Below are 26,854 nucleotides of genomic sequence, written 5' to 3'. Positions count from 1 at the left end.
GGGGTGAGAGTAGCCTGCGCGCAATGAGGGCACGGACGACCGCCGTCCCCCTGGCTCCGCGGTGGCTCGGAGCGGAGGTCGGCACGCCGCGGGCGGGCACGCTGCTGCGGGCGCACGTGTCGGTCGAGAACGTCGGGAGCGCCACCTGGCGCTCGCGCGCGGACGACGGCCTCCAGGTCGCCTACCACTGGCTCGACCCGCTCGGGAACCCCGTCGTCTGGGACGGGGCGAGGACGGCGCTCCCACGACCCGTCGCCCCGGGCGAGCGGCTCGACGTGGACGTGGACGTCCGCGTCCCGCGCCCGCCGGGCCGCTACGTCCTCCGCTTCGACTTCGTCGAGGAGCACCGCTTCTGGCTGGAGGAGCTCCACTGCCCGACGCTCGACGTCGCGCTCGACGTGCTCCCCCGGATCCCGGCACGGCGTCTCGGTGTCGTCGTCCACGGAGGCACCGACGCCCGGACCGAGGCCGCACTGGCCGCCCAGGACGAGCCGCTCGTCGCCTCCGATCCCGAGGCCGTCGCGCATCTCGTGCCCGGGGCGGCGCCACCGCCCGACTGGTCGCGCAGGCTGCTCGACGCGCACGAGGAGGGGTGGGCGGCCGTCGGGCCGGCGATCGTCCCCGAGAACGGCCTCGTCGCCGGGCGCCGCCGACGCCGGGCGTACGCGGCGTGGGCCCCGGGCGGTCGCAACCCGAGGCTCGGCGTCCCGCTGGTGCTCCCGAGCCTGATCGTGGGGCTCGAGCCGGGCGAGCATCGCGGGCTGCCGTCGTACGACGGCGACGACGGCGTCTTCGAAGGCCGTATCGTCGTCAGGCTTGCGCCGCGATCCGGTCGTCGACCGACCTGAAGACGAGCGCGCCGAGCACGAGCGCGACCACGGTCTCCGTGAGCAGGTAGACGGCGACGGCGACCGACGGCGCCTCGCCGGCGAAGAGCGGTGCACGGAACGCCTCCACGACGGGCGTCATCGGGTTGCCCCACTGGAGGACGTCGGCGAGCCAGGGGTGCGACTCGATGCCCGGGAGATCGGAGATCCGGTAGAGGATCGGCGTGAGGAAGAACCACGGCAGCAGGAGCGCCGTGACGATGAACTCGACGTCGCGGAAGATCGCGTTCACGGAGGCGACCGCGAGCGAGAGACCGCCGACGAAGAGCACGATCACGGCGGCGGTGGGGATCGAGAGCCACGCCGTCCCCCGCGTGTCGTCGAGGACGACGAGGGAGAGGACGAGCGCGACCGCCAGCATCGCGCCGAACGCGACCACCTGGGTTGCGACGACCGACAGCGGCACGAGCTGGCGAGGGAACCGCACCTTGCGGATGAGGTTCGCGTTCTCGAGCAGGCTGCGCGCCGACGACTGCAGCGACGAGGCGAAGAAGACCCAGGGAGGGAGCCCACAGAGGAGGAACAGCCAGTAGTCGTCCACCGCCTCCGTCGGCTGCGCCTTCCACAGGACCGAGAACACCACGAGGTAGACGAGCATCAGCAGCACCGGGAGCGCGAGCGTCCAGGCGAGCCCGAGCACGGATCCCTTGTACTTCGCCCGCAGGTCGCGGCGGAAGAGGCTCCCGAAGAGCTCGCGGTAGCGGACCACGTCCGCGTACACGTTCATGGCGCGTCAGTGTAGGGGTCGGGACGTCGTGCCCCCAACGGCCTGTCGGTGCCGCCACGCTGTCCGTGCTCCGCGGCAGCCTCTACCCTTCCCGTGTGAGCGCAGCCGTCACGATCGTCGCTGCGCCCGTCGCGGCGCTCGTCATCTGGACGCTGCTCCGCTCGTCCGCACTGGGCGACCGGCTCGTCGCGCACCCCACCGGTGAGCGGTGGCACGAGCGCCCGACACCGACGTTCGGCGGGGTCGGGATCACGCTCGGGCTCATCGCCGGCGTCGCCCTCGCCGTCGCGATCGGCGTCGTCGACGTCGGCGGGGAGCTCGCCGGCGTCCTCGTGGGCGCCGTCCTCCTCTTCGCGGCGGGGCTGCTCGACGACATCCGGCATCTCGGCCCCGTGACGAAGCTCGCCGTCCAGTTCGCCGCCGCCGGGATCGCGGTCGCGGCGGGCCTCCGGGTCGACCTGATCGGGAACGACGTGATCGCGACGATCGTCGCCCTCGTGTGGCTCGTCGGGATCACGAACGCGTTCAACCTGCTCGACAACATGGACGGGCTCGCGGCCACGCTCGCGGCCGTCGCGTGCGGCTACTTCGCGATCGACGCGGCGACCGTCCACGAGAACGACACCGTGCTCGTGCTCGCACTCGCGGTCGGGTTCGCGTGTCTCGGGTTCCTCCCCTTCAACCTCCGCCCGCGCGAGGGAGCGGTCGTGTTCATGGGCGACTCCGGGAGCCAGGTGCTCGGCTTCCTGCTCGCCGCCCTCGGTCTCGCCGCGAGCTGGACGACGGCCGGGACGACGGTCGCGACGATGCTGCTGCCCCTGCTCGTCCTCGCCGTGCCGATCCTCGACACGACGCTCGTCACGGTCGCGCGACTCCGCGAGCGCCGACCGGTCACGCAGGGCGGCAAGGACCACACCTCGCACCGCCTCGTCTACTACGGGCTGTCCGAGGCGAGGGCGGTCGCCCTGCTCGCGATCATCGCCGTCGCCCTCGGCGCGACCGCCGTCGCCTACAACGTCCTCGACAACGGACGCGTGACCGCCGTCGGCGTCCTCCTCACCTTCGTGCTGCTCGTCCAGTTCGGTGGGTTCCTCAGCGACCTGAACGAGCGCACCCGCCGCGGCCAGGCGGGCGACACGTCGCTCCGGGCCGCGCTCACGTTCGAACCGCGCCGGCTCGTCGAGGTCCTCGTCGACTTCGTGCTCGTCTGCGGGTCGTTCCTCGCCGCCTACGTCCTCGTGATCGGCGGGGAGGGGTCGGAGGTCCAGCGCGGGACGTTCCTGGCGGCGCTTCCGGTGGTGCTCGGCCTGCGGTACGTCGCGTTCGTCGCGTTCCGCATCTACCGGCGCGTCTGGCGCTTTGCGACCGCGCGGGACGCGCTCGCGATCGGCGCCGCCTGCGTGCTGTCGGAGCTCGCAGCGCTCGGCGTGGTCGTCGCGACGCGTCCGCTCGGCTCGTTCCCCGCCCGGATCTTCCTCGTCGACGCGGTCCTCTGTACGGCGCTCGTCGCCGCGTCGCGGCTCGCGCTCAAGCTGCTCCCCGAGCTGCACGGGCACCGGCGTCGCGAGCGGCGTCGCGTCCTCGTCGTCGGGGCGGGGCGGCACGGCCGCAGCGTCGTCCGGGAGCTGCGCGAGGACGGCGCCCGGGTCGCAGGGTTCGTCGACGACAACAGGTCGCTGCGCAGGCGCCGGATCGTCGGCGTCACCGTGCTCGGCGGGATCGACGAGAGCGCCCGGATCATCGCCGTCGTCGACCCGGACGAGGTGCTGGTGACGATCCCCGAGGCGCCACCGGACCGTCTCGCGCACGTCGTCCAGGCGTGCGAGGAGGCCGGTATACCCTGCCGGTTCGTGCACCGGCGGACGGAGACCCAGCCCTCGCTCGTCGAGGTGACGGCGGAGTGAGCACCACCGCCGCGGCGCCGCGCGCCCGGCAGCGATGGGACGAGCGGCTGCGGGTCGAGACCGTCGTCCCGCTCCTCGTCGTCTTCCTCGTGCTCACGGCGCTGTACGTCTGGCAGGCGTCCCGTCGCGAGGTGCCCTCGATCTTCACCGACGAGCTCGAGCTCACCCAGCTGTCGCGGTCGATCGCGGAGACGGGGCTCCCAGCGCGGCGCGGGGAGCTGCACGGCTTCACGTCCCTCGTTCCCTGGCTGACCGCGCCGGCCTGGTGGATCGACGACGTCTCGACCGCCTACTCCACGCTCAAGTACGCCCAGGCGCTGGTGATGGCCGCGACGGTCCTCCCCGCGTACCTGCTCGCCCGCACGGTCGTCTCCCGGCCGTGGGCGCTCTTCGCGGCGACGGCGACGATCGCCGCTCCCGCACTGTCGTACTCGCCGATCGTCGTCGAGGAGCCGTTCGCCTACCCCGCGGCCGCGACGGCCCTCTGGCTCAGCGTCCGGGCCGTCGCGAGACCGACGTGGCGCACGGTCGCCGTCGCCCTTGCCGCGTGCATCGTCGCCGCCGGGATCCGCTCCCAGCTCGTCGCGCTCGTACCGGCCCTCGTCGTCCCGCTGCTCGTGCGGGGATGGAGGACGCCCCGCGCCCGACGGTTCCGATCGACCTGGAGCCGCTGGGACTGGGCCGGGGCGATCGCGCTCGCGGTGGGGGCGGTGCTGTTCCTGATGGCCGTCGCGGGGCACCTCTCGGGGGAGTGGGAGGTGACGATGGCGCTCTGGAAGGGCCGGATCGTCGAGTACGGGCTGTTCGCGTTCGGCGCCTTCACGATCGGCGTCGGCGTCCTGCCGGTGATCGCCCTCCTCGCGGCCCCCTTCCGGCCGCGCGAGGAGCTCCGCGACCCCCGCACGTGGGCCTTCGCCCTCGTCAGCGCGTCCGCCGTGGCGTCGTTCGCGTTCTACGCCGGGCTGAAGGGCGCATATATCTCGACCGTCTTCGGAAGCTTCTCGGTCGAGCGGAACCTCATCTACCTGACCCCGCTCGCGTTCGCGGCGACCGCGCTCGTGCTCGCGCGCCGCACGATCTCGCCGTGGGCCCTCGCGGGGGCGACGGCCGTCGTCGTCTACCTCGTCGTCGACACGCCGATGCGCCTCGACCAGTACCCGTACTACGAGGCGCACGGGCTCGCGATCCTGGCGTTCGCCAACCGGGTGCTCGTCTGGCCCGAGAGCACGATCCAGGCGTGGCTCGTGGGGATCGCCCTCGGGTCGGGGGCGCTCCTCGCCGCGATCGCACTGCTCCGCTCGTGGTCGCGGTGGGCGCTCGGGCTCTCGCTCGCGGTCGTGGCGGCCGTTCTCACCTGGAACCTCACGAACGAGGTCTACGCCGCGAACGGCGAGCGCCGGCTCTCCGACCAGCTCGCCGACAACTTCGTGGCCGACCGGGAATGGGTGGACGAGGCGGTCGGGAACGGGACCGTGACGATCGTCGGGCAGCAGCACGTCGACCCGACCGCGATCTGGCTGACGGAGTTCTTCAACCGCTCGGTGACGCAGGTGTGGAGCGTCGACCCGAGCAGCCCGGCGCCTCCACCGGGCCCGACCGAGACCCCCGACCTCGTCAGCCCGCAGGGCGACCTCTGGCCCGATCCGGAGACCGACTACGCCCTCGCCGTCAACGGCGTGCGCCTCCAGGGCGAGGTCGTCGAGGAGCTGCCCGACGACCTCACCCGCCTCTACCGGCTCGACGGCCCCTTCCGGATCGCCGAGAACCAGACGGGCGTCTTCGGAGACGGCTGGATGGGCGAGACGGCCGCGTACAACCGGTTCGCGGTCGCGGACGACGGCCCCGGGTTCGCGCGCGTGACGCTGTCGCGGGAGGCCTTCTGCACCGACGTGCCCGTCCCCAGTCGCATGACGATCCGCATCGGGCCCGTGGGGACGGGCGCCGACAAGCAGCCGGCGCTGGCGTCGGTGACCGAGGAGCGCGTCGTCGAGGTCGAGCCGTGCCAGGCGCAGACGATCCTGCTCCGTCCGCCGGGCGCCCCGTGGCGCGTGGAGGTGCAGGCGCAGACGTTCGTCCCCGCCGAGGTCGACCCGAACCTCGGCGACCGCCGACGGCTCGGCGCGCGCGTCGGCTTCGGGTTCGTCCCGGTCTGACCGCCGCCCGGGGCCCGCTCAGCCGACGTCGCGGGCGTCGCTCCGCCAGGCGGCGACGAGGAGCGTGAAGCGACGGCGGAGGAGCAGCCGCGCGATGGGCCCGCTGCGCTCGAGCCCGCGGAGGGCCGCTCCCGCCGGGCGGGGCAGCGAGATGCGCTGCGGGACGAAGAACGGACGCAGCTCGGTGCGGTCGAGCCCCGCCGCCCGCAGGTCGGCGAGCACGCCGTCGACGTCGTACTGCCGCGGATTGAGGTCGAAGACGAGCTTGCCCGTGGTGAAGCCGGCCACCCGAGAGAAGAACGTCCGTCGGTCCCGCGCGTAGTAGATGGCGCGGAACACGGTCGTCGCCGCCACCGGGCCCGGCGGCACGTACGTGTCGATGTCGCCCACCTCGACCACGGCCTCGTCCCCCAGCCGCCGTCTGGCCTCGGCCACCATCTCCGGGGTCACGTCCACCCCCCGGTAGCGCAGGCCGCGACGGACGAGGAACGCACCGAGGCCGCCGTCGCCACACGCGAGGTCGAGGACCTCGTCGCCTGCCCGCAGCGGCGGGCCGAGGCGCACGACGAGGTCGGCCCGGTGGCCGAGGTACGTCGCCCCGTCCGCGTACTCGAGGTCCGACCAGCCGACGGCCTTGCGCCGGTACTGCTCCTGCTTCGCGCTCACAGGGCGAGCAGGCGCTCGGGATGCTTGCGCAGGAAGCGCGCCATGCCCCGCGCGTGCCAGATCGTGTGCCGGGAGAGGAACGTCCTGTCGATCACCGCCGCGTAGCGATGGTGGACGACCGCCTGCGGCACGTACCACCGTTCCCAGCCTGCGCGCATCGCCCGGTAGCAGACGTCGATGTCCTCGACGTAGTGGCGGTAGCCGGAGTCCCAGCCGTCGAGCTCGTCGAGCATCGTGCGGCGCATCAGCAGGAACGCCCCGAGCAACCAGTCCGCCTCGACGGGCGCCTCGGGCCGCTCGTCGGTCAGGTAGTGGCCGGGCTGGTCGTACGGCGCCCGGAGGGCGCGGAGGGGGGTGCGGCGGACGATCGTTCCCCCGATCGTCGGGAAGCGACGCCGCGACGGCTGCCACGTCCCGTCGGGCCAGCGCAGCTGCGGCCCGGCGATCCCGCAGCGAGGACGGCTCTCCGCGCAGGCGACGAGCGCGGCCACCGCACCGGGCTCGGGCCGTGTGTCCGGCGTCGCGTTGAGCACGAAGTCGCCCGTCGTCGCGGCCGTCCCGAGGTTCACGTTGGCCGCGAGCGAGAGCGGCCGGGGGTTCTCGAGCACCCGCACGCCTCGTGGCACCGAGCGCACGGAGCCTGCGACGTTGGAGACGACGACGATCTCGTCGACCTGCTCGACGAGCGCCGGCACGAGGAGCTCGACCTCGTCGGCATGTCCATGGGAGACGACGACGGCGGAGACGCTCACAGGCCGAGAACCTCGCGGTAGACCCGGACGGTGCGCTCGGCGGCCGCACGCCACGAGAAGGCCCGGGCGCGCTCCAGCCCCGCTCCGGCGAGCCGCTCACGGTCGGCGACCGCGCGGGCGATCCCCTCGGCCAGGTCGGCCTCGCGCACGACGACGGCCGCATCGCCCACGACCTCGAGCAGCGCCTCGTCCGGGACCGTCACGACGGGAGTGCCCGACGCCATCGCCTCGAGGACGGGGAGCCCGAAGCCCTCGAACCGGGACGACTGCACCAGGCACACCGCGCCGCGGTAGAGCTCTGCGAGGCGCTCCTCGGGGACGTAGCCCTCGAGCCGGGCGCCGCCCCGCGCGAGCTCCGCCGCGAGCGCCCGGTCCTTGACCGGGCCGACGATGCGGAGCTCGAGGCCCGCCGCCGTGGCCGCCCCGAGCGCCGCCGCCTGGTTCTTGCGCGGCTGGATCGCGCCTACGGAGAGGACGTATCCGCGCTCGACCGGATCCCCCGGGCGGAAGGCGGGGTCGACGCCGTTCGGGGTCACCTCGACCCGGTCGGGCGCCAGCCCGTAGACGTCGACGAGGTCGCGCTTCGAGCGCTCGGAGACGGTCAGCACCCGCGCCGCCCGGCGCGCCGCCCTCGGAACGATGCGGCGGAAGAGCGCGCGCTCTGCCGCCGGCATCGACGAGGCGTCGCGCTCGAACGAGAGGTCGTGGATCGTGACCACGGCCGGGCACGGGCACCGGAGCGGGATTGCGTACTGCGTGTGCACGAGCGCGGCCCCGACGGACCGGAGCAGGCGCGGCAGCGTCCATCCCATGCGGAGCTCCCGGGAGGACGTCCGCAGCTCGAGGGGATCGACGCCGTCGGGCACGAGCTCGGGATGCCGGGTGGTGGCGGCGATGCGCAGCGGAGAGCCGGCCGCAGCGGCCGGCAGCTCGCGCAGGAGGTTGCGCACGTACGTCTCGTCTCCGGTCCGAGCGCGTCCGAGCACGTCGGCGTCCACGACGACGAGGGTCACGAGAGCTCCCTCCACACCGACTCGACGAGGTCGGCGGCGCGTTCCCACGTGTACGACCGCGCGCGATCCCGGCCCGCACGGACGAGCTCCTCGCGGCGCCGCTCCGCCTCCACGATCCCGGATGCGAGCGCGGCGGGGTCGGTCGCATCGACGAGCACGGCAGCCCCGTCCGCCACCTCCTCCGTTGCACCACCTCGCGCCGTCACCACCGGCGTCCCGCAGGCCATCGCCTCGAGGACGGGCAGCCCGAACCCCTCGTAGAGCGACGGGAAGACCAGGCAGCGGGCGCCGCGCATGAGCGCCGCCAGCTCCCCGTCCGCGACCCGGCCGACCCAGCCGGGCACGCTCACCCCGCCCCACCCCCGCGCACCGACGACGCGGAGCTCGACACCGGCGAGTCGAGACGCCTCGACTGCGCAGGCGAGGTTCTTCCGCGGCTCGAGCGTGCCGACCGCGAGCACGTAGTCGCCGTCCGCGACGGGGCCGTCGGCGGCGAAGACGGGGTCGACGCCGTTCGGGACGACACGGACGCGATCGGCGGGCACACCGAGGAGCGCACCGAGCTCCGAGCGCGTGAACTCGGAGACGGCGAGGACGACGTCCGCGGCCCGGACGCCTGCGCGCAGCGCCGCCTGCCCGGTCCACCGGTGCCACGGCGGAAAGGCCTCGGGGTGCCGGAAGAGGGCGAGGTCGTGCACCGTGACGACGAGCGGCCGTCGCGGCCGGACGGGCGCGCGGAACGTCGGGCAGTGGAGCACGTCCGCGTCGCGCGCGGCGCGTCCGAGGGCGACCGGGTACCACAGCGCGTCCCTCGCGACGGTCGACGCACGACCGGGCCCGCCGAACGTGACGCGCACGAGCTCGAGGTCCGGTCGCCCGTCGAGCGCGCCGAGGAGGCCGGTGAGATGCCGCGCCGTGCCGGCGGCGGTCTGCACGAGCGGGGAGGTGTCGATCGCGACCCTCACGACCCGGCTCCGAGGAGCGCGTCCGCCACACGCACGGCCTCCTGCGGCTCGGGCCAGCGCAGGAGCGCGACGGCAGCGGCGGCGGGCAGCCAGCGGTGCTCGACGTGCTCCTCGTCCAGCACGGGCTCCCACCCCGCCGGCGCCTCCGCCCGGTAGAGCCCGAGCTCGACCTGCTCGGTTCCTGGCGGGAAGCGCCGCCTGAGCTCCTCCGGCTCCTCCGAGAGGTCGTAGGACAGCGTCAGCGGCAGGTGCACGACGGGCGCGGCGAGCCCCGTCTCCTCGCGCAGCTCCCGGGCGGCGGCCGTCGCGGGCTCCTCGCCCCACCCCACGCCGCCCGCGACGAGATGCCAGTATCCGTGCCTCTCGGGCGAGCGCAGGACGACGAGGTACTCGTGCCGCTCCTGCGCCGGGCGGTGCACGACCACGGCCACCTCGTACGGACGTCGGAAGGTGCCGGGCCCCGTCACGACCGCGCCTCGAGCGCCGCCAGCATCGTCGCCGCCGCGGTGTCCCACGCGAACCGGCGGGCATGGACGAGCCCGGCGGCGGCGAGCTCGTCCCGGCGGGTGACCGCCTCGCGGATGCCGTCGGCGACGGCGTCCGGGTCACGGGGATCGACGCGAACCGCCGCGTCGCCGCACGCCTCGTCCAGCGACGGGTGCGTCGACGCGACGACCGGCGTGCCGCAGGCCATCGCCTCCACGACCGGGAGGCCGAAGCCTTCGAAGAGCGACGGGAACACGAAGACCTCGGCGCCGCGCAGCAGGCGCGGCACCTCCGCGTCCTCGACGTAGCCGAGCAGCGTCAGGCCGGGCTCCGGACGGTGCTCGACCGCTCCCCACCCCTCGCCACCGGCGAGCGCCAGCCCGAGATCGCCGTCGAGCCGCCGCCAGGCCTCGACGAGCGCGCCGAGGTTCTTGCGCGGCTCGCGCGTTCCGAGGCCGAGCACGTAGGGCCGGCCGAGATCTGCACGCGGCCCGTCCGGCGCGAGCCCGTCCCGCAGGCCGGGGAGCACGACGACGACGCGCTCGGGCGCCACGTCGAGCGTGGCGACGACGTCGTCGGCCGTGTAGCGGGAGTTCGTGAAGATGACGTCGCACGTCCGGGCGGCGTTCTCGTACTTGCGCGTGTGCATGGAGATCGTGCGGGGGGTGCACCACTCCGGGTGGTGGACCGGCACCAGGTCGTGGACGATCGTGCTGCGGAGCCCCCGCCGCTGCGGCGGGTACATCCAGTCGGTGAACAGGAGGGCGTCGAACGGGCCGAGGAGGCGCTCGGCGGCCGGACGGCCGAGCCGGCTCCAGGCCGTCCGCACCGCGTGCGACGCGGGGAGCGGCCACAGCCGGGGGCGCACCGGGATGCCTGCGAGCGCGTCCCGGATCCGCGCCGGCCCACGGATGCTCGTCGGCGCGAACGGCACGATCTCGTGCACCCCGGGTGCCGTCCGGGCGAGCCCGGCGACCGTGCCCACGAGGTAGTTCCCGATCCCCGTGCGGGGATGCGAGAGCGGCGACACGTCGACCGCGACTCTCACGGCACGGCCTCCAGCGCGAAGCCGTCGAAGTGGGCGCCGAGCTCCCGCCGGTCGGTCGACCCCGGGATGACGTCGATCGGCCGCGCCGTCGGGCTGACGGTGAAGCGAACGACGCACGCTCCGCCGTCCGGGAGGAGAGGCACGCGCACCGTCGCCGTCAGATCGGAGGCGAAGGCGACGGTCGACGTCTCCGAGGTACCGCCCGGCCCCCGGCTCGTCGCGGTCACGCGCTGACGGACGCCGGGGAAGAGCGACGGGTCGCTCGAGAGCGCGACGACGAGGGCTCCGCCCTCGCAGCGGCGCTTGGTGTACGTCACCGCCTTCCCGGACCAGGTGTCGTTCGGGTAGAGGCCCTCGACCTTCGTCGTCGACGCGAGGGGGCCGCGAAGCGCCCACAGGGTCGTGCCCAACTGCTCGTCACGCGCGATCACCTCGCCGTCGGGCGTCACGGACCCGTCGAGGAGCGCCCATCGTGCGGTCACCGGTGTCCCGTCCGCGCGGCGGACGACGCCGTCGGCGGCGTCGACGGCGACCCGCGTCTCGCCGATCCCGCCCGGGGTCGGCTGGTCGAGGTAGTAGACGTCGCCCACCGCTCGGTTGAAGAACTCGTTCTGGTTGACCGTGAAGCGATCCGCCCTCCCGGTCCACAGCACGGCGACGGCGCCCTCCGGGGCTCCCGGCACGGCGTCGTCGATCCAGTCCCGCTCGACGCCACGGATCCCCTGGAAGAGCGCGCCCTCGGAGGCGCGCACGAGCCCGTGCTTCCCGAACCAGATCGGGTAGAACGCGACGGCGAAGTAGGCGAGCACGACGAGCGGCACCGCGATCGCGGCCCGGGCCGGCACGGCGAGGAACACGAGCGCGAGCAGGACCGACAGCGCGAAGGCGAGCTCCGCGATCCACTCGAGCCCCACCCGGTCCTGCACCGACCACCACGGGAGCAGCATCAGGGTGTCCGACTGCGCCGAGGTGTTGATGAACCGCTCGAACGGGATCGCGAGCGTCAGCGCGGCCGACGCGCCGGCCGCGATCGCGGCGAGGGGCTGGGGCCGCGGCGCACCGCGCGCGACCCAGGCGAGGAGCACCACCAGGAGCAGCGGCGCGACGGCGAACATGTTGCGCTCCTGGATCCGCGAGGCGAAGCGCGACGCGAAGACGGCGACGACGAGCAGCACCCAGAACGACACCGCGATCGTGACCGCGAGATGCCGCCGGAGCGCCGGGTCGAGCGACCGCGGCCGGCCCACGAGCACGATCGTGGCAGCGACCGGCACGACCCCGACGTAGAGCGTCAGCTCGGCGGCGTGGTAGAGGAGGTAGCGGAGCACCTCGCCCGCCTCGTACCCGGACTCGCCGACGACCGCGTAGGCACCGAGCAGGTCCGACAGCTCGCGGCCGCGGATCGCCTGCACGACGGCCACGAGCGCGAGCCCGCCGAGGAGGACGACGTACGTCGGTGCGAACGAGCGCACGGCACGACGCAGAGAACCTGCCCCCAGCACCGCCGCGAGCAGCGGCGCGGTGAGCGTCGCCGCGACGAGCGCGACCGCCTGCGAACGCGTCGCATACGCGAGCACGAGCGTCACCAGGAGCAGCGCCTGGCGACGGAGCGTCGGGCGCTCGAGCGTCCAGAGCAGCGTCCCCGCGACCAGCAGGAACATCGGGTAGAAGACGTTCTCCGTCATCACCGTTCCCGTGTAGGCGAGCGACGGGATCGCCACGGCGAGCACCGCGGCGAAGAGGGCGAGGCCGCGCCCGACGACGGCGCGTGCGATCCAGTACGCGGGGATCGCGGCGAGCGACATCGCGAGCGCGTTGGTCGTCTTCACCGCCGCATAGGCGCGGGGAAGCGACTCGAACAACGCGTACGCAGGCGCGATCACGAGCGGGTAGACGAGGCCGTAGCCGCGGGCGGGCACGTCGCGGATCACGAACCCGGCTCCGTCCGCGATGCCGCGACCCAGCTCCGCGTACACGAGCTCGTCGACCATCACGAACGGCGCGACCATCCCGCGGGCGAGCACGGCCCGCACCGCGAACGAGACGCCGACGATGGCGAGGAGCCACGCCCACGTGGGGACGCGGCGGATCGCGTCACGCACCGAGGTCGACCTCGGCGAGCCTCCGGGCGATCTCCTGCGCCTCCGCCGAGCCCGGCGCGATCCCGACCGCTGCGCCGGCCTCGCTCACCTCGCGCACCACGGCGTCGGCGACGCCGCGTCCTCCCGCGGTGGTCTCGAACGCCGCGACGTAGAGGTCGGCGACGCGCCCGAGGTCGTGCTCGCGGGTGGCGAGCGCGAGCGCCGCATCACCCATGGCCGCGCGGATGTCGGGACGATCGGCGAGGAGCTCGAGCGCGGCGCCGAGCACCTCCACCTCGTCCGACCCGACGGGGACATGGAGCGCGACGTCCTTCGGGAGCTCGTGGAACCAGCCTGCATCGCTGACCACGAGCGGCTTCCCGAGGGAGAGCGCGCGGATCGCGGACCCGGACGTCTCGCCCATGGTCGGCGAGCGCAGCCCGACGTGGACGTCACACGCCTTCATCAGCGCCCACAGGCGACGCTCGTCGACGTATCCCTCGCGGAGGATGCCGCCGTCGTCGATCCCGAGGCGCTGCAGGCGACGATCGAGGTCGAACCCGGGCGACACGGCGCCGACGAGGAGCAGCCTCGACCCGGGACGCTCGCGCCGGAGCACGGCGAACGCCTCGAGCAGCTGCGGGATGCGCTTGCTCTGGTTGACGTTGCCGAAGCTGCCGATCAGAGGCTCGCCGGCGAGCTCGGCGGCGGGGACGTCGGGCACGGGCCACGCCGGGTGCGGGACGACCGCGACGGGCCCGTCGAAGCCGACGTCCCTGACGCGTGCACGGACGTAGTCCGAGTGGACGACGAGCCCCGTTGCGAGGTCGAGCACCTCGCCCGCGAGCGGGAAGTCCTCGGGCCGGTTCTCCCACAGGGGTGGGATGCGCTTGTCGAGTACCCCGTGGGCGAGCAGGCGGCCGACCACCCCCCCTTCCCGCTCCATCGCGTCGAGGTAGCCGTGGCCGTCACGGCGCCCGATCGTGACGCCGGCGACGAGGTGGTGGAGGACGAAGTCGTGGAGGACGACGAGCCCGGGAGCCCGGCGCAGCGCATCGAGGATCCAGCCGTGCACCTCGGGGTTGTTGCCGATGTGGTAGACGGCGAGATCGGTGCCGCGCGGCGGCTTCTTCGCCCCGCGCCGGACGACGGTGAGGTCGACGCGCTCGCGGAGCGCCGGGACGAGCAGGGCCGAGTAGTCGGCGATCCCGGAGCGCTCGGGGGGAAAGGGCGAGAAGTACGCGACCTTCACGAGAGCAGCCTCCCGATCGCGCGGTCCCACGTGACCTCCGCCGCGATCGCGTTGCCCGCGCGTCCGAACGCCTCGGCCTCCTGCGGGTGGTCGCGGAGCCAGACGGCGGCCCGTGCCACGGCGGCCGGCTCGGGGTCGACGACGAGACCGGTGGCGCCGTCGTGGACGACGTCGAGCGGCCCGCCCGCGTCCGCGGCCGTGATCACGGGCTTGCCCGACAGGAACGACTCGTACGGCCCGAGGCCGAAGTCCTCGTCGACCGGGGCGTAGAACGTCGCGAAGCAGGTCGCGTACAGGTGCGCGAGCTCGTCGCCGGGGACGCGGCCGGTGAAGGTGACGCGACCGTCGAGACGGAGGCTGCGCGCGAGCTGCTCGAGCCGATCCCGGTCGGGCCCGTCCCCCGCGACGACGACGCGCAGCGACGACTCGGCCGCGGCGGCCTCCACGAGCAGGTCGATGCGCTTCGCACGATCGAGCCGATTGACCGAGAGCACGAAGTCGCCGTGCCCGTCGTTGCGGTACGGAAGCTCCTGGGCGGGGTGCGGGAGCACCTCCGCGACGAGCCCGGTCGACCGCTCGAGCCTCCCGGCGACGTTCCCGGACGTCGCGAACAGGCGGGTCGCCTCGCCGAGGGCGACGCGATCGAGCGCCTGCACCCGGCGGCGCAGGGCACGGTCCTCAGCCGACTCGCCGAACTGGCCGAGGTCGGTGCGATCGAGCTCGTAGGCCTGACGGAACTGGTGCACGAGCCAGACGCGCTTCTCCGGATGGCGCACGACGTAGGAGGGGAACTTCGTGGCCACGACCATGTCGATCGTCCTGCCGTCGGCCTCCTCGAGGTCGAGCAGGCGCCACAGGAACGCCTGCGTCAGGACACGGGCGCCCGGATACCACTTGAAGGGGACCGACACGAGGTCGGCCTCGTGCCCGCGCGCGCGGAGCTGCGCGACGAGCTCGTCCGTGAAGATCTCCGCACCGCCGTGCGCGAACGGCACCTGGGGGCGGCAGACGGCGATGCGCATCGCTCGCCTCTAGCGCGGCCCCGCACCGCGGATGCGCTCGAGCTCCGCTTCCAGCCCGGCCACGCGCTCCTCGAGGTCGTCGATGAGACGGAGCGCGGCTGCGTTGAAGGAGCGCTGGTCGTACGCCAGCGGCTCCACGTACCAGCGCATCATCTTCCGGAGGACGCTCTTCGCCGGCGTCCCGACCCCGCCGCGCACACCGGGCCGGAGGCGGAGCGGTCGCTCGGCCGAGACCGGCCAGAGGCGCTCGGCCTCCTCGCGCGCCGCTCGGCGCGTGTCCCCGTCCCCGGCCCCTCCGGGATCGGCGCCGCAGCGCCGCACCTCCTCGCGCAGCGCCTCGAACAACGCCGCCACGTCGACCTCGTCCCCGGCGACAGAGCGGGCGGCGGGCCCGGTGTCCCTGGTCTCGTCCGGCACCCATGCATTCTATCCGGCCTCCCCGGCGGATCCGCGGCCCGGGGTCTACGATCGGCCCGTGCGCGTGGCGCTCTCCCTGCTCACGCTCGTCCCCGGCGTCTCCGGCGGCAGCGAGACGTACGCCCGCGGCCTCGCCCGAGGCCTGGCGAGCCGCGCGCAGGTCGACGTCACGGCGATCGTGCCCCCGATCGCGCCCGATGCCGGCGAAGGCCTGCCGACCGAGGTCGCGACGGAGTGGGGCCAGGCCTCGTCGTCTGCCGCGCGCGCCTGGGCCGTCGGTCGGGCCTCCGCTCGCGCGGGACGGTTCCGCCGCCGCTTCGAGGGGGTGGACGTCGTCCACTACCCGCTCACGGTCCCGGTGCCGCGCGTGGAGGCCCGGCGGGTCGTGACGCTGCACGACGTCCAGCACCTCGACCTCCCGCGCCTCTTCTCCCCGGCGACCCGCGCCTACCGGCGGGTGACGTACGACGGGGCCGCGCGGGCCGCCGATCTCGTGATCGTGCCCAGCGACTTCGTCCGCGAGCGGGCGATCGCGAGGCTCGGGCTCGACCCGCAGCGGGTCCGCGCGATCCCGCTCGGTGTCGACCACGAGCGCTTCGCGCCCGGGAGCGCACCGCGGGACGCGTTCCTGCTCTATCCGGCGCGCCCCTGGCCGCACAAGAACCACGAGCGGTTGCTCGAGGCGTTCTCGCTGCTGCGGGCGGGTCGTCCCGACCTCCGGCTCGTGCTCTGCGGCGTCGGCTCCGAGCGGTTCGCCGGGAGGCCGGGCGTCGACGCGCTCGGGGCGGTGCCGGGGCCGCGGCTCGTCGACCTCCTGCAGCGCGCCGCCTGCCTCGTGTTCCCGAGCCTCTACGAGGGATTCGGGTCGCCTCCGCTCGAGGCGATGGCGTGCGGGACGCCGGTCGCCGCGTCGACGAGGGGGTCGATCCCCGAGGTCTGCGACGGGGCCGCCGTGCTGTTCGACCCGGAGGACCCGGCGGCGATCGCAGCCGGCGTGGAGGAGGCGCTCGCCCGCACCGATGAGCTCCGGGAGGCGGGACGCGCACGCGCCGCCGAGTTCACCTGGGAGCGCACCGCGGAGGCGCACGAGGGCGCCTACCGCGCGGTGGCGGCGTAGACGCCGTCGACTCCGGTCCCGAGCACCGCCGTCTCGAAGCCGGCGCGCTCGAGCCGCGCCGGAAGGTCGCGGCCGATGTCCCAGTGGGCGAGCAGGTCCGCCTTGCGCGTGACGAGCGCGTAGGGCCCGCCGCCGCGCCCGTGGTGCTGCGCGGGGAGGTCGGCCCGCGAGCGCGTGGTCGCGAGCCGCGGGTCGACGGGAACGGTGAACACGTGCCGCCCGCCCGGACGAAGGACGCGCCGGGTCTCGCGCAACGCTGCGTCGAGGTCGGGGACGTGCTCGAGCGTGTCCGACGTGAGCAGCAGGTCGAACGACGCATCGGGCCACGAGAGCGCCTGCAGGTCCTCCTCCGGGTACTCGACGGACGTCAGGCGCGGATGGGCCGCGAGGAACGGATGCATGCGGCCGAGCGCGTTGACCTCGGCGACGTCGAGCCCGGCGAAGCCGTGCTTCCCGACGAGCTCGCGGACCGACGACGCGCCGTCGCCGTACAGGCGGAGCAGCGCCTCGGCGAGCAGCCGCACGCGCCTGCTCGAGCCGCACTCGGCACAGAGCATGCTCTCGCGCTCGACGACGCCGTCGGGCCACGTCCGGCGGAGCTCCCGCGCGAGGATCCACGAGTTCCGCACGAAACGGGCCTCGGCACCGCAGACCGCGCAGGTTCCGTGCGCGTCGGCGTGCCGATCGGCGGGCGGGCGGAGGTGGAGGAGCAGCCAGAGGCCGGGATCGCTGCGCACGGAGACCGTCATCCGCCGACCGTCCCGGGTCGGGGGCCGAGGCGTCCTGCGCGGGCGTCGCGCCAGCCGTCGCGCACCGCGCGGAGGCCTGCCCGCCGGTCGCCGGACAGCAGCGCCTGGGCGATGTGCGCGCCGACGAGCACGAGGCGCCGCCGCCAGGTGCCGACGACGCCGAGCGGCGCCTGCCGCTCGCAGACGACGAGCGTGTTGCGCATCCCGTAGTACAACGTCGCCGGCGAGCTCTCGCCGCCGGAGGCGACGGAGACCTTGTGTCGGATCCGTGACTCCGGGACGACGAGCAATCGGTAGCCGGCGGCCCGCGCCCGGAGCGACCAGTCCGTGTCCTCGCTGTACAGGAAGAGCTCGGGGTCGAACAGCCCGACCCGTTCGAGTGCGGCCCGCGGCACGAGCATCGCCGCGCCGCACGCCCGGTCGGTCTCGGCGACGTGCGCGAACGCCGCCCCGTCCGCACGCCCGTACCCCCGCTGACGTCCGTTGTAGCCGCGCCGCGGGTCGAAGTCCGCGCCCGCGAACCAGATCCGGTCGGGCGGCTCCATGTACAGGATCTTCGCGCACAGGGCGCCCGCGTCGGGCGTCCGGGCCGCTTCCGCGACGAGCGCCGCGATCGCGCCCGGCTCGAGCTCGGTGTCGTTGTTGAGCACGAGGACGTAGTCCGGGGCGCTCTCCAGCGCCCGCACGATGCCGAGGTTGTTCCCGCCCGCGAACCCGAGGTTCCGCTCGCTGCGCACGAGCACGGCGTCCGGGTACGCGGCCTGGACGACCTCGCTCGTCCCGTCGGTCGACCCGTTGTCGACGACGACGGCGAGGAGCGCGACGCCCTCCTGCCCGGCCAGGGACCGCAGGCACGCGAGCGTGTCCTCGCGCCCGTTCCAGCTGAGGACGACGACGGCGACGAGCGGGCGGTCGCTCACGCGAGGCTCCGCAGGTACCGCCACGACGACCGCAGGCCCGACGGGCGGACGAGCGCCAGCACCGCCGTGTAGAGCGCGAGGCCGACGACGGCGCCCGTGACCGGCGACAGGACGAGCGCGGGCGGAACGTACGCGACCGCGGCGACGACCGCGACCACGACCGCCGCGGCGCCGAGCCCCCGCAGCGTCGGGCCGACCGACGAGAGCGCCGCGAGCATGCCCACGAGCCCGACGCCGGTCGCCAGCGCGAGCGCCAGCGCGAGCCCGTAGAGGCCGCCGAGCTCCTGGCCGAGCCACGCGAGAGGCGCCGTGACGGCGACGACGGCGAGCGCGAGCAGCGGGAGCCGTCGCGCCCGATCCGCCACGAAGAGGAGCGGGAACGCGACGGAGACACCGATCGAGACGGCCATCCACGGGGCGAGCGCGACGACGACACGGCCGAGCTCCTCGCCGACGTCGGCGCGATACGCGTCCCCGAGGACGGCGTGGAACAGCGTCTCGCCCGCGAGCGCGACGACACCGGCCGTGGCGCCGACACCGACGAGCGCGAGCCACGCCGACGCGTCGACGTGCTCCGCGACGCGGCGAGGGTCGAGCCCAGCTCGCGTCAGGGGCACGGAGGTCACGAGCGCGAGCGACGACGCCGTGACGGCGACGACGGCCGAGCCCGCGAGGTACGCGTACCCGAAGCTCGTGACGGCGCCGACGCCCTCCCGTGCCGCGAACGGCAGGCAGATCAGGTAGACGGCCTGCAGCGCGAGCGGGAGCAGGACGCCTGCGCCGAGGCCGAGCAGCCGCCGCGCGGCGCCGTCCCCGCCGCCCGCGAGCACCGCATCGCGGGGCATCGCCTCACGCCCGGCGCGCCGCACGAGCGCGAGCGACGGCAGCGCCACCGCGATCGCGGCGTTGAGCGCCATGCCCCAGCCGACGACGACGATGCCGTCGGTATCCACGCGCCAGAGGATCAGGGCGAGCCCGACGGCGCTCCCGAGCGCGTAGCCGACGGCGGGGACGACGTACTCGTCGAGCGCGGCGAGCGCGCTCGCGGCCAGCCCGGCGAAGAACTGGCCGATCGCCGCGACGACCACCCAGGGCAGGATCTCGGCCGCCGCGGCGGACGCCTCGTCGGACCGGAAGCCGGTGAGCAGATCGCCGATCGGGTCGCCGAGCACGAGCGAGACCACGAGCAGCGGCGCGAGCACGGCACCGAGGGCGAGCCCGTACGCAACGGTCTCCGCGCCGAGGCGCCTCCGGTCCCGGGCGCGGGCGAGCGGGGGGAGCAGGATCACGCGCGAGGCGGTCGCGGCGAGCGCGAGGACGACGAACACGCCGTAGGCGGCGAAGAACCCGTCGGTCTCGGCCGTCCGGCCGAACTCACGGGCGATCACGATCCCCACGACCGCGGCCAGGCCCTGCTGCACGGCGAGCGCGGCCGCGGTGACGGCACCGCTCCCGAGGGAGCCAAGGCCGGGCGACGCGGTACGCTCCGTGCTCACCGACGACGAAGCCTACGCGGCATGCCGACCGACACGATCTGGAGCGACAGCGACCTCGCCGACCTGCGGGCGACGTTCGGGGACGCCTACGGCGGGCGCACCGTCCTCGTCACGGGCGCCGACGGCTTCATGGGATCGCACCTCACCGACGCGCTGGTCGAGCTCGACGCGAACGTCCACGCCTTCGTGCGCGCGACGTCGAGCGGCGCGCTGAACAACATCGGGCACCTGCGCGGCCGCCTGAAGGTGCACTTCGCCGACCTCACCGACCGCACGTCCGTCGACTACCTCGTGCGCGAGCTGAAGGAGACCGCCCGCGACCGACCGTACGTCTTCCATCTCGGCGCGCAGGCGCACGTCGGCGAGTCGTGGCACCGCCCCTACGAGACGGTGATGACGAACACGGTCGGGACGCTGAACCTGCTCCAGTCGGTCGTCGACTGGGGCCTCGAGCTCGAGAAGTTCGACACGGCCGGGACGTCGGAGGAGTACGGGAACGTCCGCGAGGACGTCGCGCACCACCACGACTTCGACGACGCGGGCGCTCTCGTGCTGCACGAGCGCTCGCCGATCAACCCGAAGTCCGTCTACGCGACGGCGAAGGTCGCGGCGGACTTCCTGACGATGAACTACTTCGACGCCTTCGGCGTCCCGGGCGTGGTCACGCGGATGTTCAACAACTACGGGCCGCGCCAGAACCCCCGCTACGTGACCGGGACGATCATCACCCAGGCGCTGACGCGGCCGACGATCGAGCTCGGCAACCTCGAGCCGCTCCGTGACTTCTGCTTCTGCACGGACGGCGTGCGGGGCCACCTCACCGTCGCCGCCCAGGGCCGACCCGGCGACGTCTACGTCTACGGTCAGGGCGAGAACGTCTCGATGCGCGACTGGGCGCAGCTGATCGTCTCCACGGGCGCCGAGCACGGGTTCTGGCCCGACGACCGGGAGGTCGTGACGACGCCCGCGCGCTTCCGGCCCGGGGCGAGCGACGTCGAGGCGCTGCGCGTCGGCCACGACAAGCTCACCAGCGAGACGGGCTGGATGCCCCGGGTCTCCTGGGAGGAGGGCGTGCTCCGCACCATCCAGTGGTACGCGGAGAACCGCGACCGCTGGATCGGCCGTGTCGACTGGCTGCCCACCGGCGCCCCCCTCTCGCCGCAGTCCTGACGGACGACGCGAACGGGCCCGGGCGGCGCGCGCCCGTCGGCCCCCGCGCCCGGGTGTGGGCTTCTCAGGCGCCGCATGCCGCCCCGGCGGGCGGGTGCCGCCGAGCGCGTCCTGAGGCGCCGGTGGTAGACGCTCGTCGCCGCAGGGGTCGTCCCCGACCGGCGTGGACGCGCCACCGGCCGGGGCGCCGGCCGCACGACGGGGATCGAGCCGCGCCGCGGGCTACGCTGCTGCGATGCGCATCCTCGTCACCGGCGGCGGCGGCTTCCTCGGCTCGCACCTCGTGGAGCGCCTCATCGGGGACGGGCACGAGGTCGTCGCCGCGCGACGCCGTGACTACGACCTCACGTCGCTCGACGACACGAGACGGCTCTTCGACGACGCCGACGCCGAGCTCGTCTTCCACCTCGCGGCGGAGGTCGGCGGGATCGGTGCGAACCGCGCGAACCCCGGCCGGTACTGGTACGCGAACCTGATGATGGGGGCGCACGTCCTCGAGCAGGCGCGCCGGCACGGGACCCGGAAGCTCGTGATCGCCGGGACGATCTGCGCGTACCCCAAGCACGCGCCGGTCCCGTTCCGCGAGGACGACCTCTGGAACGGCTACCCGGAGGAGACGAACGCCCCGTACGGCGTGGCGAAGAAGGCGGTCCTCGTGGGCGCGCAGGCGTACCGGGAGCAGTACGGGACGAACGCGATCTTCCTGCTCCCGGTGAACCTCTACGGCCCGCGCGACAACTTCGACCTGGAGACGTCCCACGTCATCCCGGCGCTGATCCGGAAGATGGTCGAGGCGGGAGAGCGCGGCGACGAGGAGATCGTGCTGTGGGGCGACGGGTCGCCGACGCGGGAGTTCCTCTACGTCGACGACTGCGTGGAGGGGCTCGTCCTCGCCGCCCGGCACTACGACGGCGCCGACCCGGTCAACCTCGGCACCGGCGAGGAGATCGCGATCAGCGACCTCGCGGAGCTCGTGCGCGAGGCGACGGGGTACGGCGGCGCGATCGCCTGGGACACGAGCAAGCCGGGCGGGCAACCGCGCCGGCGCCTCGACACGAGCCGTGCCGAGGCCCGGTTCGGCTTCCGCGCCCGCGTCTCGCTGCGCGAGGGGATCGCGCGCACCGTCGACTGGGTCCGCACCGAGGGACGGTGAGCGACACGACGCTCTCCGCCCGCCTGCGCCCGGCGGTCGGGGCGCTCGGGCGCGGCGCGGACGCACTGGCCACGAACGTCCGCCTCGTCCTGGCGGCGATCATCGCGGGCCAGGTCCTGCTCACGGTCGCGCTCTTCTTCTCGGTCGAGCACAACGGCTGGCTGACCTATCAGGGGGGTGACCAGATCTGGCTCCTGACCTCGGGCTGGCTGCTCGGGCAGGGCACGATCCCGTACGCGCTCGTCGGCTGGGCGTGGCCGCTCGCCGTCGCGCCGCTCTCCTGGGTCACGGGCGCGTCGTCGGTGCAGATGCTCCCGCTGACCACCGCACTGCAGGTGCTCGTGCTCGGCCCGATCGCGACCCTCGCCGTGTACGACATCGCGGCCCGCGTCGCCGGCCGGGTTGCCGGGCTCTGGAGCGCTGCGGCGTTCGTGGTCGTCCCCGTCGCCGTGACGCCGCTCTTCGTCGACCGGTACCAGGAGCGATGGACCGACCAGGTGCTCGTCCAGTTCTACGGGCTGACGCAGCTCGCGGACTTCCCGTCGACCGTGCTCGTGCTCGTCTCGGCCGCGCTCGTGCTCCGATCGCTGGACGAGGGCGCCCTGCGCGAGGCGGCGCTCGCCGGCTCCCTGGCGGGCCTCGCGGCGGGGATGAAGCCCGCCAACTACCTCTTCCTCCTCGGGCCCGCGCTCGCCTACCTCGTCGCGCGCCGGTGGACCGCCGGTGCGCTCTTCGCCGTGATGCTCGCGCCCGCGACGCTGACGCTGGCGATCTGGAAGGAGCGAGGCCTCGGGACGATCCCCGCGATCGGTGCGGGAGCGGCGCACGTCGCCGCCTCCGCGGTGCCGTCGCTGCCGATCGGCGACTCGTTCTTCGACCGCTTCCCGCTCGAGCTCGACGACTGGCAGCGCAACATGTCGAACCTCCGCGAGTTCTTCTGGAGCGCGCGACTGGCGCAGTGGGCCCCGATCGCCGGCGCGATCGCCGTCGCACGGCGGTCGATCCCCGCGAGCGCGCTCCTGCTCGGCTGGATGCTCGCCTACGTGGTCGTGAAGGGATCGTCGAACGTCGCGAGCATCGAGAACGGGAGCTTCTGGCGCCTCGTCATGCCCGGGCTGCCCGCGTACCTCCTGCTCGTCGCCGCGATCCCGCTCCTCGTCCCGACGTTGCCGCGGCGGCTCGGGAGGCGGCTCGACCCGCCCCGCGCACGCCGCCCCGGGCGCCGGCTCGTCGCCGTCGTGATCACGGTGCTCGCCGTCGTCCCCTTCGGCGTCGTGCTCGCCGCGACCCCGCAGTCGGGATCCGACGAGGCGATCGACGTCGGCAACATCCTCGTCCCCGTGGACGGCGACACGGTCGCGGTCCGTGTGGAGCGCGTGCCGGAGGGGCAGCGCCTGACGTGGAGCGACGCGACCACGCGCGCCTCGACCTTCTACAAGGTGTACCGCACCGCGGGCGCCGACCCCGACGTCGCCTGTGACACGACGGGCGCCGATCGGTGCGAGCTGGCGATGGACGAGCTGGCGACGACGCGTGTGCGATCGTTCGTGGACACGGCACCCGTGCCGGGCACGACGTACCGGATCGGGGTCGCGGCGAACTGGATCGACGACACCGGCGAGGGCGACGTGTTCGTGCTCAGTCCGCCGGTGGCGGCGGCGCCGTAGCGTCGGGCGACGGCGTCGTACCGCGCTCGAGCGCGTCGATGCGCTGCCGCAGCAACGCGAGGTCCTGCGCGAGCAGCGTCTTCTCGTCGTCGAGTCGCGACAGCACCGTCGAGTAGTGCAGCAGCACGATGATCACGAAGAGGATCGCGGCGGCGAAGAGGATCGCCGGCGGGTAGCCGCTGACGCCGAGCCACCCCGCGATCGTGTTCAGCCCGTCGCGCCAGAGGGAGAGGACGAGCAGCACGACCCCGGTGACCAGCCAGAGCAGCGCGTAGCGCTCCTTGAGCCGCCGACCGCGGATCAGCTCGAGCACCACGAGGATGAGCAGGATCGAGGCGATCGAGGCGGCGATCGAGATGCGGAGCGGTGTCACCGGGTGTGCAGCCCTTCGGGTGGGGTCGGCTTCCGGGCGAGGGAGACGAGCAGCGCGAGTGTCACCTTGAGCATGTAGTAGATCGATCGGACGACCGTGATCGATGAGGATCCGTGCTCGCGCTCGAGCATCCGCACGGGGACCTCGACGAGCCGCAGGTCGTGGCGGTGCACGAGGACCGTCGCCTCCACCTCGGGGTAGTCGGCCGGGTAGTCGTCGGCGAAGAGGGCGATGCCGCGCCGGTTGAACGCCTGGAACCCCGACGTCGTGTCCGTGACGCGTGCCCGGGTGACCACCGAGACGAGCCGGGCGAACCACCGGATGCCGATGCGGCGGGCTATCGGGGGCCGGTACTCCCCGTCTCCGTCGAGGAACCGCGAGCCGGTGACGACGTCCGCCTCGCCGCGCTCGAGCGGGCGCAGGAGCTTCGGGAGCTCGGCCGGGTCGTGCTGGCCGTCGCCGTCGAGCCGGACGGCGAAGTCGTACCCGCCCGCGAGCGCTGCCCGGAACCCTGTCTGCACGGCTCCGCCGATGCCGAGGTTGATCGGGAGCCGGAGCACGGTCGCGCCGTGCACGGCCGCCACACGGGCCGTCTCGTCCGTCGACGCGTCGTCGACGACGACGACGTCGAACGACGGGTCGAGCTCCCGGATGCCGGCCACGACGCTGCCGATCGCCCCCGCCTCGTTGAAGGCGGGCACGATCGCCATCACGCGGCCCCGGCTCACGACGCCGCCCCGATCCCCACGAGGCCGAGGAGGCGCGTCGCACGATGGCGGTACGTGTGCTCGTCGAGCACACGCTCGCGCGCCCGGGCCCCCATCGCCGCGGCCTGCGCCGGGTCTGCGAGGAGCGCGCCGTAGGCCGCCGTCGCCTCGTCCGCATCGGCGACGACGACCACCTCTTCGCCCGGCTCGAACCACCGGTCGATGCCCTCGTGCGGGTTGGACACGATCGCCGCGCCGGCGGCGGCGAGCTCGAACGGTCGGCACGTCGACGAGTGCGGGACGGTGGCGTGCGAACGGCGTGTGATGTTGAGGTTCACGCGCGCCGCCGAGATCGCGCGCGAGAAGGCGTTGAAGGGGACGTCGCCGAGCAGTCGTGCGCGCCCGATGTCGCCGCGGAAGTCCCGCCCTCCGAGCGCGACGTCGAGATCCGGGAGGCGGCGGCTCGGCTCGCCGACCATCGCCTCCATCCACTCGCGGCGGAACTTGTCGCCGTAGCCGTAGAAGAAGACGTCCATCTCCTTCTCCACGTCGGCCGGGGCGAAGAACGAGGGGTCGGCCCCCCAGAAGACCGCCTCGGCCCTGCGGGCGCCGAGCTCGCGCAGTCGCGCGAGGCCGCCCTCGGAGTTCGACACCACGAGGTCGTACTCCGACGGGTCGGCACCGTGGTAGTAGTTGAACCCGGTGTCCATCCCGCCGAACTCCGGGAGGCTCATCGGGACGTCGCCGTCGTAGAACACGACCGGAACACCGAAGCGCTCGCGTAGCGCGGACGGGATCCCGCGAAGGTGCGCCATCGGGACGGTGAACACGATCACCGCGTCGGGGCGCTCGCGCTCGACGAGCCGCTCCAGATGTCGGCGCCAGCGTGGGGTGACGACCTTCCAGATCGTCTCGCGCGTCAACCGGTCGAGCGTCGAGTCCTCCGGGGAGTCCTCGCCGCGACGCAGGTAGCGGTCGCCCTTGAGGCGCGCCAGCCCACCCCGCAGGGCCGCATACGTCTCCCCCTCCCGGTAGGCGGGATTCGGTGCCACGCGCCACCAGGGCGACTCGACCGGGCGACCCCGGTAGGGCGTCACGACGAGGTCGGCGCCGGCCTCGTAGAGCCCCTTCCACAGCTGCCACCACGCGGGCGTGCAGCCGTAGCGGAAGTCGAGGTCGACGGCGGAGGCGACGGCGAGGATGCGCGGCTGCTTCACGGCGCCGATTGTAGGGGCGGGATCTGCGCCACCCGCCCGCCGAGGCGCGCTAGTACGCCCCTTCTCCCTTGAGGACGGCGGGGATCGTCTTCGCGATGATCGAGACGTCGAGCCAGATCGACCAGTTCTCGAGGTAGGCGAAGTCCAGCCGCACGAGGTCGTCGAACGAGAGCCCCGAGCGGCCCGAGATCTGCCAGAGGCCCGTCATCCCCGGGAGGACGAGGTAGCGCGCGCGATGCCAGTCCTCGAGCAGCGCGTAGTCGCGGAGCGGCAGCGGGCGAGGCCCGACCAGGCTCATCTCGCCCCGCAGCACGTTCAGGAGCTGCGGCAACTCGTCGATCGAGAAGCGCCTGAGAATCGCGCCGACGCGTGTCACCCGGGGGTCGTCCCGGATCTTGAAGAGGGCGCCCTCGGCCTCGTTGATCGCCTCCAGCGCCGCCTGCTGCTCCGAGGCGTCGGCGACCATCGTGCGGAACTTCAGCATCCCGAACTCCCGCTCGCCGACGCCGACACGACGATCGACGTACAGCACGGGGCCACGTGAGTCGAGCCTGATCGCGAGCGCGACGAGGAGCCACAGCGGCACGAGCAGGACGCCGAGCAGGAGGCTGACTGCGATGTCGAAGACGCGCTTCAGCGCCCAGTCGAACCCCGAGAGCATCGGCGGGCGGAGCTCGAACAGCGGCACCCCCTGACCGGGGACGTAGCGGCCCTCGTGCACGAGCAGGTCGGTGGTGTCCGGCGCGAGCCGCACCTTCACGCCCTCGCGGTGCGCCGCCTCGACGATGTCCAGGATCGTGCGCTCGTCGAACGCGGCCTCGGCGAGCACCAGCTCGTCGGGGTGCTCCCGCTCGAGCACCGCCCGGAGCTCCTGGAGGCTCGTCCCCAGCTGCCGGAGGCCCGGCGCCGGCT

At 73.8% G+C, this 26,854-nt stretch carries 25 protein-coding genes; 7 read left to right on the top strand and 18 right to left on the bottom strand.

Going from position 1 to position 26,854, the window contains the following annotated elements; genetic code table 11:
* The first annotated feature begins 23 nt into the window (after positions 1-23).
* Positions 24-848: a hypothetical protein gene (locus tag AC162C_RS03740; protein WP_462974085.1), complete on the top strand. Its 825-nt coding sequence runs from the start codon at positions 24-26 to the stop codon at positions 846-848.
* Here the strand turns inward: AC162C_RS03740 and AC162C_RS03735 are convergent.
* Positions 811-1,614 carry an ABC transporter permease gene (locus tag AC162C_RS03735; protein WP_484096371.1) on the bottom strand — a complete coding sequence of 268 codons (804 nt, stop codon included), beginning with the start codon at positions 1,612-1,614 and terminating at the stop codon, positions 811-813. The genes AC162C_RS03740 and AC162C_RS03735 overlap by 38 nt on opposite strands.
* 95 nt (positions 1,615-1,709) lie before the next feature.
* Between AC162C_RS03735 and AC162C_RS03730 the strand changes: the two genes are divergently transcribed.
* The gene (locus AC162C_RS03730) at positions 1,710-3,518 is read left to right on the top strand and encodes a PglD-related sugar-binding protein (RefSeq protein ID WP_484096370.1); all 1,809 of its coding nucleotides are present in this window, start codon (positions 1,710-1,712) and stop codon (positions 3,516-3,518) included.
* Positions 3,515-5,671 carry a hypothetical protein gene (locus AC162C_RS03725; RefSeq protein WP_484096369.1) on the top strand — a complete coding sequence of 719 codons (2,157 nt, stop codon included), beginning with the start codon at positions 3,515-3,517 and terminating at the stop codon, positions 5,669-5,671. Before AC162C_RS03730 ends, AC162C_RS03725 begins: the two co-directional genes overlap by 4 nt.
* An 18-nt stretch (positions 5,672-5,689) precedes the next feature.
* Here AC162C_RS03725 and AC162C_RS03720 read toward each other — a convergent pair whose 3' ends face one another.
* From AC162C_RS03720 to AC162C_RS03675, 10 genes are read right to left on the bottom strand one after another with little or no spacing between them, the layout of a single operon-like run.
* On the bottom strand, positions 5,690-6,337 hold the full coding sequence (locus tag AC162C_RS03720; protein WP_484096368.1) for a class I SAM-dependent methyltransferase: 648 nt from the start codon (positions 6,335-6,337) through the stop codon (positions 5,690-5,692).
* A complete protein-coding gene (locus tag AC162C_RS03715; RefSeq protein ID WP_484096367.1) occupies positions 6,334-7,089 on the bottom strand; it encodes a glycosyltransferase family 2 protein in 756 nt (251 codons plus the stop codon). Before AC162C_RS03715 ends, AC162C_RS03720 begins: the two co-directional genes overlap by 4 nt.
* Positions 7,086-8,102 carry a glycosyltransferase family 4 protein gene (locus AC162C_RS03710; RefSeq protein ID WP_484096366.1) on the bottom strand — a complete coding sequence of 339 codons (1,017 nt, stop codon included), beginning with the start codon at positions 8,100-8,102 and terminating at the stop codon, positions 7,086-7,088. The genes AC162C_RS03715 and AC162C_RS03710 overlap by 4 nt, the downstream gene beginning before the upstream one ends.
* Entirely contained in the window at positions 8,099-9,067 is a 969-nt protein-coding gene (locus tag AC162C_RS03705) for a glycosyltransferase family 4 protein (RefSeq protein ID WP_484096365.1), read from the bottom strand. Before AC162C_RS03705 ends, AC162C_RS03710 begins: the two co-directional genes overlap by 4 nt.
* Complete coding sequence (locus AC162C_RS03700; RefSeq protein WP_484096364.1) at positions 9,064-9,492, bottom strand: NUDIX domain-containing protein; 429 nt, start codon at positions 9,490-9,492, stop codon at positions 9,064-9,066. Before AC162C_RS03700 ends, AC162C_RS03705 begins: the two co-directional genes overlap by 4 nt.
* A gap of 38 nt (positions 9,493-9,530) precedes the next feature.
* Complete coding sequence (locus tag AC162C_RS03695; protein WP_484096363.1) at positions 9,531-10,601, bottom strand: glycosyltransferase family 4 protein; 1,071 nt, start codon at positions 10,599-10,601, stop codon at positions 9,531-9,533.
* A complete protein-coding gene (locus AC162C_RS03690) occupies positions 10,598-12,703 on the bottom strand; it encodes a hypothetical protein (protein WP_484096362.1) in 2,106 nt (701 codons plus the stop codon). Before AC162C_RS03690 ends, AC162C_RS03695 begins: the two co-directional genes overlap by 4 nt.
* Positions 12,696-13,934 carry a glycosyltransferase family 4 protein gene (locus AC162C_RS03685; RefSeq protein WP_484096361.1) on the bottom strand — a complete coding sequence of 413 codons (1,239 nt, stop codon included), beginning with the start codon at positions 13,932-13,934 and terminating at the stop codon, positions 12,696-12,698. The genes AC162C_RS03690 and AC162C_RS03685 overlap by 8 nt, the downstream gene beginning before the upstream one ends.
* Positions 13,931-14,956, bottom strand: coding sequence for a glycosyltransferase family 4 protein (locus tag AC162C_RS03680; RefSeq protein WP_484096360.1), 1,026 nt, complete (start codon positions 14,954-14,956; stop codon positions 13,931-13,933). The genes AC162C_RS03685 and AC162C_RS03680 overlap by 4 nt, the downstream gene beginning before the upstream one ends.
* Positions 14,957-14,965: 9 nt before the next feature.
* The gene (locus AC162C_RS03675; protein WP_484096359.1) at positions 14,966-15,373 is read right to left on the bottom strand and encodes a hypothetical protein; all 408 of its coding nucleotides are present in this window, start codon (positions 15,371-15,373) and stop codon (positions 14,966-14,968) included.
* A 58-nt stretch (positions 15,374-15,431) separates the two neighbouring features.
* Here AC162C_RS03675 and AC162C_RS03670 point away from each other — a divergent pair, with 58 nt between their 5' ends.
* Positions 15,432-16,490, top strand: coding sequence for a glycosyltransferase family 4 protein (locus AC162C_RS03670; protein ID WP_462974957.1), 1,059 nt, complete (start codon positions 15,432-15,434; stop codon positions 16,488-16,490).
* Here the strand turns inward: AC162C_RS03670 and AC162C_RS03665 are convergent.
* From AC162C_RS03665 to AC162C_RS03655, 3 genes are read right to left on the bottom strand one after another with little or no spacing between them, the layout of a single operon-like run.
* Positions 16,469-17,239, bottom strand: a complete 771-nt coding sequence (locus tag AC162C_RS03665; RefSeq protein WP_484096358.1) for a methyltransferase domain-containing protein — start codon at positions 17,237-17,239, stop codon at positions 16,469-16,471. The genes AC162C_RS03670 and AC162C_RS03665 overlap by 22 nt on opposite strands.
* Positions 17,236-18,159, bottom strand: a complete 924-nt coding sequence (locus AC162C_RS03660) for a glycosyltransferase family 2 protein (RefSeq protein ID WP_484096357.1) — start codon at positions 18,157-18,159, stop codon at positions 17,236-17,238. Before AC162C_RS03660 ends, AC162C_RS03665 begins: the two co-directional genes overlap by 4 nt.
* Positions 18,156-19,655: a hypothetical protein gene (locus tag AC162C_RS03655; RefSeq protein WP_484096356.1), complete on the bottom strand. Its 1,500-nt coding sequence runs from the start codon at positions 19,653-19,655 to the stop codon at positions 18,156-18,158. Before AC162C_RS03655 ends, AC162C_RS03660 begins: the two co-directional genes overlap by 4 nt.
* 21 nt (positions 19,656-19,676) lie before the next feature.
* Here AC162C_RS03655 and AC162C_RS03650 point away from each other — a divergent pair, with 21 nt between their 5' ends.
* From AC162C_RS03650 to AC162C_RS03640, 3 genes are all read left to right on the top strand, one after another.
* Positions 19,677-20,825, top strand: coding sequence for a GDP-mannose 4,6-dehydratase (locus AC162C_RS03650; RefSeq protein ID WP_484096355.1), 1,149 nt, complete (start codon positions 19,677-19,679; stop codon positions 20,823-20,825).
* A 235-nt stretch (positions 20,826-21,060) separates the two neighbouring features.
* The gene (locus AC162C_RS03645) at positions 21,061-21,978 is read left to right on the top strand and encodes a GDP-L-fucose synthase family protein (protein WP_484096354.1); all 918 of its coding nucleotides are present in this window, start codon (positions 21,061-21,063) and stop codon (positions 21,976-21,978) included.
* On the top strand, positions 21,975-23,645 hold the full coding sequence (locus tag AC162C_RS03640) for a hypothetical protein (RefSeq protein WP_484096353.1): 1,671 nt from the start codon (positions 21,975-21,977) through the stop codon (positions 23,643-23,645). Before AC162C_RS03645 ends, AC162C_RS03640 begins: the two co-directional genes overlap by 4 nt.
* On the opposite strand, the gene AC162C_RS03635 is transcribed toward AC162C_RS03640, so the two are convergent.
* The 4 genes from AC162C_RS03635 to AC162C_RS03620 all read right to left on the bottom strand — a co-directional run.
* Complete coding sequence (locus AC162C_RS03635; RefSeq protein WP_484096352.1) at positions 23,617-24,018, bottom strand: DUF2304 domain-containing protein; 402 nt, start codon at positions 24,016-24,018, stop codon at positions 23,617-23,619. The two genes, AC162C_RS03640 and AC162C_RS03635, sit on opposite strands and share 29 nt — an antisense overlap.
* The gene (locus AC162C_RS03630) at positions 24,015-24,746 is read right to left on the bottom strand and encodes a glycosyltransferase family 2 protein (protein WP_484096351.1); all 732 of its coding nucleotides are present in this window, start codon (positions 24,744-24,746) and stop codon (positions 24,015-24,017) included. Before AC162C_RS03630 ends, AC162C_RS03635 begins: the two co-directional genes overlap by 4 nt.
* Positions 24,743-25,942, bottom strand: coding sequence for a CgeB family protein (locus AC162C_RS03625; RefSeq protein ID WP_484096350.1), 1,200 nt, complete (start codon positions 25,940-25,942; stop codon positions 24,743-24,745). The genes AC162C_RS03630 and AC162C_RS03625 overlap by 4 nt, the downstream gene beginning before the upstream one ends.
* 49 nt (positions 25,943-25,991) lie before the next feature.
* A partial coding sequence (locus tag AC162C_RS03620; RefSeq protein WP_484096349.1) for an exopolysaccharide biosynthesis polyprenyl glycosylphosphotransferase occupies positions 25,992-26,854 on the bottom strand: 863 nt, incomplete at its 5' end.

This window comes from Gaiella sp., from assembly GCF_057140465.1.
The sequence above is the reverse complement of the archived record's forward strand: the minus strand, read 5'-3'. Positions and strand labels throughout refer to the sequence as shown.